The organism is Flavobacterium rhizosphaerae (genome assembly GCF_046000445.1).
GTDB classification, from domain to species: domain Bacteria; phylum Bacteroidota; class Bacteroidia; order Flavobacteriales; family Flavobacteriaceae; genus Flavobacterium; species Flavobacterium rhizosphaerae.
On record NZ_JBELPZ010000011.1, the window covers coordinates 94,977 to 102,824 of the forward strand.

General features: G+C 39.9%; 7 protein-coding genes. All 7 read left to right on the forward strand.

Annotated features, from left to right (window positions below):
* Positions 1-3 precede the first annotated feature (3 nt).
* The gene (locus ABS766_RS11640; RefSeq protein ID WP_408085342.1) at positions 4-543 is read left to right on the forward strand and encodes a hypothetical protein; all 540 of its coding nucleotides are present in this window, start codon (positions 4-6) and stop codon (positions 541-543) included.
* A gap of 127 nt (positions 544-670) precedes the next feature.
* Positions 671-1,120: a hypothetical protein gene (locus tag ABS766_RS11645; protein WP_408085343.1), complete on the forward strand. Its 450-nt coding sequence runs from the start codon at positions 671-673 to the stop codon at positions 1,118-1,120.
* Positions 1,113-1,568, forward strand: coding sequence for a hypothetical protein (locus ABS766_RS11650; protein ID WP_408085344.1), 456 nt, complete (start codon positions 1,113-1,115; stop codon positions 1,566-1,568). The genes ABS766_RS11645 and ABS766_RS11650 overlap by 8 nt, the downstream gene beginning before the upstream one ends.
* Positions 1,565-2,734 carry a hypothetical protein gene (locus ABS766_RS11655; protein WP_408085345.1) on the forward strand — a complete coding sequence of 390 codons (1,170 nt, stop codon included), beginning with the start codon at positions 1,565-1,567 and terminating at the stop codon, positions 2,732-2,734. Before ABS766_RS11650 ends, ABS766_RS11655 begins: the two co-directional genes overlap by 4 nt.
* 23 nt (positions 2,735-2,757) lie before the next feature.
* A complete protein-coding gene (locus ABS766_RS11660) occupies positions 2,758-5,004 on the forward strand; it encodes a hypothetical protein (protein ID WP_408085346.1) in 2,247 nt (748 codons plus the stop codon).
* On the forward strand, positions 5,001-5,291 hold the full coding sequence (locus ABS766_RS11665; RefSeq protein WP_408085347.1) for a hypothetical protein: 291 nt from the start codon (positions 5,001-5,003) through the stop codon (positions 5,289-5,291). Before ABS766_RS11660 ends, ABS766_RS11665 begins: the two co-directional genes overlap by 4 nt.
* A 1-nt stretch (position 5,292) precedes the next feature.
* Positions 5,293-7,848 (forward strand): hypothetical protein (locus ABS766_RS11670; protein WP_408085348.1); only part of this gene is annotated, 2,556 nt, incomplete at its 3' end.

Sequence of the window (7,848 nt, forward strand, 5' to 3'; positions counted from 1 at the left end):
ATAATGAAGAATATAACCCTGAAACAATATGCCCGCCTGCCAGATACCTCTCAATATGATAATATATTGGAACACCTCAATCCTAAAAACACCTTTGCCAGAAAACAGATGGACATTAATACCATGCCCTATGTAAATGTAAAGTATTGCATTAAAATGTTGCCTAAAATAAAAGACTGGCAGGGGGTGTTTCAGCTTTTTGAAATAAGCTATGGTGTTACCGAAAAAACCTTTTGGCGAACTCGGGTAACCGAATATTTTGCCGCCCGAAAGTTTATGCTTAAGGAATTTGAACGCATTATTAAAACCGAGAACACAGTGTTTGCGGCACAAAGCACCGACAGCCACTTGTGGGAAATGGCCGGAGCCGATAAATTAAAACCATATGGCGACACCCTCCCTTTGGTACAATTAGGTAAACTTTTGGGCCAATACCCGTTTGACCTGGGCCGCAAACCCTATGGTGAAATCTTTAGCCTTCTGGCACAAACCAAAGCCCAAAACGAAGTAGAAGCCGAATACCAAAAGCTGTTAAGACAGTAAATACTCCTCACCCCAAAGAGGAGTTAGTTATAACCCCATTAGCAATTGATAATACTATAACTGGCAACTAACAAACCTTAAACCCGACCCGGGGCGATAGCCAAGCGGGCAAATCAAAAAAAATAAAATGAAAGACATAGTAAGAATACTGGAAGAAATTGCCGAAGATAAAGGCATTACTTACCACTATGGTAAAAAGGCTGCGCTCAACCTGCTGGACGGTACTGCCGAAGCAGGTAAAACCTATCTGCTACATGAATATACCAAACGCCGCAGCGAATACAACACATCGGGCACCAAAATTACGGCTGCTAACTATGAAGGAAAATTTTTTCTGGTACGCCACAGCGATTTTGACCGCCAGTACTTTCAGGAAACCGGTATACAGCAAACCTCTAAATATGTTACTGATATAGAGCCGCTACTTTCCGTTTTTGAGGAAATAGGTAATACCCTGGGATGCCTGGATGCCACCGTACAACAATGGGAAAATATAGATGTAACCGACGCACTTGACGCAAATATGGACGGGCTGTTGTGCTCCTATAAGATTCACATACCCATAAAGTATGAATAATGTACAGCAACTGCTCCGTAAAGAGTTTGAACTGCTTCGTACTGAAATGATAGCAAAATACGAAGCGTCCGGCATGAAAACTTCAGGCAACTGGGCAAAAACTGTACAATTACAGGAACTTCCCAATGGCTTTACCATTGTAGCAGATAATTACATACAGGGCCGCAGTGCAGGAAAAGCCCCGCCAAGTTCGGTTATAGAAAGCTGGCTACAACAAAAAGGCATAGCAGCAAAGGCAGAAAACGAAATTTCATTAAGCAGCCTGGCCTACCTCATTGCCCGGAAAATTGCCCGTGAGGGCTGGAAACCCAAACCCGGGTTTGAAGACATTGCCGCCAGCGTGGCTACCCCTCAACGAATTCAGGATATAATAGATAGGGTTGGCCAGCTATACCTGCAGGATTTTACCAACAGCATTCTCAACTTCTTAAAACAGCAAACCGAATGAGCATAATTTTCTCCCCGCCGTTAGACAGCAATAAACTTCGTATGGCCTATAACAATGATATTTTTCGCTTTTATAGCGATAGTAACTTACAGCCAAAGTATTGCGACATCTCATCAGTTGGTATGCAGATAAGGCTCTACCCAAATCCAGAGGGAAAGTTCATGTTTAACTTTAAGTCCTATATAGCTGCACGAATTAATGCCAATGACTTTGAAGACACCATTGACCCTGATTTACAAACCGACAACATTTATAGCTTTTATTATAACTTCACATCCGGAAATTTCATTCAGCTCAGTTTCAGCTTTACCATAACTTTTGAGAGCTCTGTACAGGGAGAACCCGAAACCACCGAAAGCGAAGCAGCCATATTATCATGGATAGGTGGTGTAGAACAATTAGGCGAATATGGTTATTATGACAATACAGGATTGCTTGTGTTAAGTCCGCACACAAAAGATAACACCGCAAAATCTTATGTAAAATACTGGCAGGGTTATCCTTTTGATATTGCTTTTTACCGTTATCCGGCTGCCATAATAGTAAAAAACCTCTCGAACTTAATAAGCCAGACGTTTTATAGCATTTCAGGATATATAAGGCGCCTCTATTTTTCAGACGGCCGCACAGATGAATCAATTGAAAATATAATACCGCTTAACGAAGGGTTTAACGAACTTAAAATTACACGCAATGTAAATTCTCCCGCTGAAAAAGACATACAATATTTAACCGTAGAAAAGATACCATATAAATGCGGCATTTACCTAAAATGGCTCAATCACCTTGGAGGGTATAACTACTGGCTTTTTGAAAACACCTATAGCATAGACCGCTCAACAAAATACCTCGGCGAACTGGATAACGATTATTATAATATCGAAGACACCACATCGCCTGTAAAACAAATAGGAAAAGAGAGCCAGGACACTATAAAAGTACTGGCAGAGCTTCTAACCGAAGAAGAGCGGCAGGTGCTTAAGGGTATACTGGACAGCCCTAAAATCTATATGTTTACCGGCCAGCCTTTTGCACAAAACGGCATAAAAAACTGGGTAGAAGTTAGGCTAACAAACTCATCGGTACGCATTAAAAACCCACGTGAGCGGCTAACTAATTTTTCTTTTGACCTGGAGCTGCCCAAACGGTATACCCAAACATTATAAAGACTTCTTTAAACTTATAACCCTTGTCTTTACTTCTCTACATAAACGGGCAGCAGGTTGATCTTGATGCGGGCAGTATTATTGCCCAGACCAAACAGGTAAACGACCTCAACAGTCTTGACAACCGGCAGGCAAGCTACACCAACAAATTCAAGCTGCCAAAAACAGGCAGAAATATCAAAATAATGGAATACCTCTCCCTGCCCGGAAACAATTCTGCCATACCCTATCAAAAAAACGAATGCAGCTTATATAGCGAAACTGGCGAATGTTTTGTATATAAAGGCTGGGCAGTAATAACCGATGGCGGAGATGATTATGAAGCCGTTATTTATGACGGTATTATTGATCTTTATAAGAAGATGGAAAATAAAAAAATGTCTGACATTGACATTTCAGAGCTTACACATACAAAAAGCCTGCAAAATGTTATTGCTTCATGGGATGCAAGTCAGAACCTCAAATACCGCTATATCCTTGCCGATTACAATGGTGATAAATATACATTGCAAATTCCACCAGTAATTGCACCCTTTACAAACGCTATTAATTTAGATTACCTTATTCCGTCAGCAAAAGTAGAATATCTTTGGCAACAGGTTTTTACCCAGTTTGGGTTTACATATAGTGGAGAAATATTCCATACGGAAAATTTTAAAAAAATGTGGCTCACTTTTCCAAAAGGGGTTTCTCCCGAAGATCTAAATACTACTCTTTTAGAATCCGACACACCCTTACAGGCCTCAATGCAAACCCAGACTACTCATGGATACAGAAATTTCTATACCCTTACATATGGAAATATAACAACCAATGCGCTAACCGATGGCAATATTATACACTGGCGTGCACCTGAAACAGGATTATACCGGCTTACCATTTCGGGTAAACTAAAAACTAATAAAGGTATTGCCGCACTTTACCTTGCAAAAAACGCTCAGGGCATGGCATTATATGATACACAACCCTATGTTACCATAATAGAAGACACAGCAGGCAATACAGAGTTTGAAGAAACGGTTAATTTTAACCTACAGCAAAATGATACCGTATGTATGGTAATAAAACTTAAGCATACAGGCCTCTCCAACGCCAATTTTATTGATTTTGAAGATTCTGAATTAAATCTGCAATTTATACAGGTTTCGGGTAATCCGATAAACTTTCAGGAAGGTTTTGAAGGGCTAAGTGTAAAAGATTTTCTTAATGAAATAGTTTATCGTTTCGGACTTACTATGTACAAGGATAAGTTCAGTAATAACTATCATTTTTTAACCCTGCAGGAGCAATTGCAAACCACTGATATAGAAAATTATTCATCCAAACTGGTAAAAAAAACATCAGAGAAGTATGAACTCGGTAATTATGCACAGAAAAACTGGTTCAGGTACAAATATAGCAAAGATGAAGACAGCTATTATGATGAGTATATCCCTATAATTAATGAAAACCTGGAAGCATCAAAAGATATACTAAAGTCAAAAATATATGCCCCCGAGCAAAAGATTGGCTCAATCGCAGGATTTGCAAGTAATGTATACCCTTTTTGGGAAAAAGAAACCAGTGAAGATGAAGAAACCGGAGAAATAACTACAGAATACAGAGCGCTGAATAATCGCTTTTATTTTTTAAAAGACACTACAAAGTACTTGTCATCTTCCATGGTAATACGGTCTGCAACCCTTCAGAGCGATGACCAGGAGCAGAATCAGGAGCAGGAAATCTTTACAACAGCACCTTTTGAGAGCTATTATAAGTTGCCCTTGCAGGATATAGTACAGGAATATTATGCGCCCATATATGCAATATTGCAAAACACCTGTATAATTACAGCAGATCTTTGGCTTAACGATGTGGATATTGCCAATTTCGACTTCAAGAAGCTGTATTACATAGAGCAATTAGCTTCTTATTTTATTATGAATAAGATTAATAACTATATCCCGGGAAAACCCGTAAAGTGTGAAATGCTACGTGTGTTATATGCTCCCGTACCCGATTACCCGCAATCGGGTATTATAATCACCGATGCGCAGCAACTGACCGGAAATGAATATTCGGTAACCTTCATAGTAAATAATTATACTGTAGAAGAAGATACTTTCCTGTTGTTTGAATCCTCTTATGATGGCCAGTTCTGGGTAGACACCAACAACCCAACACCATTATTGCAGGGGGGTACGGTAACTATAGATTTAACCGGCTATCCGCAGGCGTATATCAGGATAACAGATTCTGCCAATACTTACTCCAATTCGTATATTTTATGATAAATAATATAAAAAAAATACCGCCCCGCATAACCTTTGGCAGCGGGCTTACAACTTATGAAATTCCGGCCGGCACACCCGTTACCGTATGGCAGCAAACACTTTACAACAGTAAAGTATATTTCTGTAATCTTTCGGTAACCGGGGCAACTGTAAAAAAAATATCAAATTACGAGTTTATAGTGACCTATAACACCCCTGGCAATTACCAACTATCCCTCAGCGTAATAAGCAGTAATAAAACCATAAGCCTTGAGAGCAATATTTTAAACTTAACTGTAGTATAAAATGGCAAAAAGACAAATTGTACTTGCTGAATTAGACCTGGATGTAGATAGCTTGATTAAGGCTGCAAAAAATTCAAAAGATGCAATCCAAAAAATTAATAGCGAGCTTAAAAAGCTAAAAAAAGCGGGTAAAGAAACCTCTGATGAATTTGAAAACCTGAGTAAGAAGCTTAAAAAGTTAAACGAAACCCTTGATGCGCAGGAAAAAGCTTTAAAAAAAGTTCGTAAAGAAAATGAAGATCTTAATGATGCTCAAAAAGACCTGAAAAAAAGCATACAAAAAACAACGCAAGCGCAGGAAGATGCTACAGATGCATTTAAAGATGGTACAAAAGCAGTCAATAAATTGGTAAACGCCACAGAAGAGTTAGAAGATACTGCAAAAGATGCTACTGATGCTGTAGATGAACTTAACGATGCTATCGCCAAAAATAACGCCCTGACTAAAGACTCATCTACTTCTTTAGATAAAAACAAAAAAACATTTAGCGACTATAAAAAACAGGTAGCAGACTATTTTGATGAAATAAATATATTTAATGGTGGCCTTGAAGGACTCATAACCCGCTCTCATGAAGCTGGGGGTGTCGGCCCCTTAGTTAAAGGTGCTTTTGAAGGCATGTCCGAGGGAATTGGTGGTATGACACGCTCTGCTCTCACTTTCATTGCTACACCTATTGGGGCTATTCTGGCAGCAATTGTAGCTGTAATAGCATTAGTGAAAAATGCAATGGACAGGAGCACGGAGTCTGCAGATAAAATTACGGCTATCTTTTCAACGTTCACGGTCATTACCGATAAATTAATGGATGTACTTACTCCTTTGGGAGAATTTTTGATTGATGGCATTGCCGCGGGCTTTAAACTGGCGGGTGAAATGGCTGATAAAGCAATGGGGCTTATTGCCGATGGACTTTCCTTTTTAGGTTTTGACAGTGCTGCAAAAGATGTAAGGGAATTTACAGAAGGCGTAAAAAACACTGCTGCCGAAACCATAAATCTCAAAAAAGCCCAGGAAGATTTAGCCGCCCAGATGGTAATACAGGAAGAAAAAAATGAAAAAGCAAAACAGGATGCCGAGGCATTAATGCAAGTAGCAGAAGATCAGACCAAAAGTGAGCAAGAAAGACTCGAGGCACTTAAAAAAGCATCTCAAATTGAAACAGATAATTTCAATGAAAGAAAAAAACTTTCGGAAGATGCCTATAGCTTGGCTGTACGTCAGGCTGCTTTAAATAGAGGGTTGAGTGCCGAAGAAACAAAACAGCTTGAAGAGGGCGGGGCAGCCTATGCCCTAAAAATGATGCGTGTAAAAGGATTTACACAAGAAGAAATTGATGCTTTAAAACAGGCCAATATACAAAGAATGCAGCTACAGGGTGAAGAACGCACAATGCTCAAAAGTCATGAAGATGCAAAGCAAAAAATATTGGATGATTCTGAGGCCAAACGTCAGGCAAAAGCCGAAAAGTGGCGGCAGCAGGAAGCAGAAAGGCAAAAGAAAGCCGAAAAAGATCGTCAGGATGCACTTGACATACAAAAATTAGAGCTGGATAAATTTATTGCTGACCAAGGTATAAAAGCCAAAACCATGCAACAGGAGCTTGATTTTGCCGAACAGTTATCTAAAAAAAAAATAGCACTTATCGATGCCGAATTTGAAGCTTCAGATAAATCTGCAAAGGCTAAACTACAACGCGATATTGCACTTAAAGATGTAGAAAATGATCTTGCCCAACAAAGAGCTAATGTAGCTGTTAGCAATGCAGAAAAAGAACTTCAGGAATATATTAAAGCAAACCAGACTAAAATTGAAGAAGGAAAATATTTATCTAAAGAATTGGCTGATCAGGAAACACAAAGGTTAAATGATATTGCACAAAAACAGAAAGATTATCAGCAAACAAGACTTGCCCAAGGAATTATTGATGAAGATGCTTATAAAGCTGCTATCAAAGAGATAGATGAAGAAAATGAAGCCTCTAAAGAGGACGTTGAGCAACAGCGAAAAGATGCAGAAAACACTAAAAAGGCTATAGACCTTGAAAATAAGAGGGCTGCAGATACCGCCAATATGGACTATAATCTTAGCTACCAATTGGAACAGCTAGATGCCCAAAAGCAACAGGAATTAGAAGCAGCAGAAGCAACAGGCGCAGATAAACAAGCCATCGAGGATAAATATGCCCTAATGGAAAAAAATACCCGCAAGGCTGTTATGGATAACAAGCTGGAGCTTGCCAACCAAACCTTTGGCGCGCTACAAAGTATTGTAGGTAAGGAGAGTGCTGCCGGTAAAGCCATGGCTGTGGCACAGGCTACAATAGATACTTACAAAAGCGCCGTTTCTGCCTATAGCGCCATGTCGGGCATACCGGTTGTGGGGCCTGCACTGGGGGCAGTGGCGGCCGGGGCGGCTGTTGCGGCCGGTATTGCCAACGTTAAAAAAATAACCTCAACAAAACCTCCTAAAGCAGAAAAAGGAGCGTTATTTAATATTGGCGGACAAAGGCACAGTGCCGGCGGCACTACCTTTACCGCAGAAGACGGCATACGG